The sequence below is a fragment of the Pseudomonas sp. YuFO20 genome (assembly GCF_035064975.1).
GTDB classification, from domain to species: domain Bacteria; phylum Pseudomonadota; class Gammaproteobacteria; order Pseudomonadales; family Pseudomonadaceae; genus Aquipseudomonas; species Aquipseudomonas putida_AE.
In genome coordinates this window covers 1-411 of sequence record NZ_JAXDEO010000194.1, presented here as the reverse complement: position 1 = coordinate 411, position 411 = coordinate 1, and the positions used below count along the sequence as shown (strand labels likewise).

1 pseudogene is annotated in these 411 nt (G+C 62.5%); it reads left to right on the top strand.

Annotated elements, in window-relative coordinates:
• Window positions 1–196, top strand: a pseudogene (locus SOP85_RS31230) (hypothetical protein); the annotation flags it as partial.
• Window positions 197–411: the final 215 nt, after the last annotated feature.

The following is a 411-nucleotide window of genomic DNA, read 5'->3' as shown; positions in this document are numbered from 1 at the left end:
CGAGTTTTCCACCGACAATCTGGCCAACGCCATCGGCATTTCGCGGGTGTCCTGCCGCAAGTACCTCATCTATCTGGCGGAGAGCGGCATTCTCGGCACCCGTATTCTGTACGGCGCCACCGGCCGCCCGGTCTATCTGTATCAGCTGAAACCGGACGCGATCGCCATGCTGAAGGAGCATTGCCGCCCGGCCTAAACGACGCCGGGCGCTGATGGCGCCCGGACGATTAATGTTAGAAGCTGTGCGTGTAACACTTCGCCTCGCGGTGAGGATCTTTCGAGTGTCTCCGCAGGCAGCGCTGCTTTTTCTGCTGCTGCTCCAGGTTCCGCTGCTGCCGCTCGGCGGTCTCTGCCGCCTCGCGCTGCTGTTCGCGCGCAATCGCCTGCTCGTTGGCCAGCGTCAGGTTATCG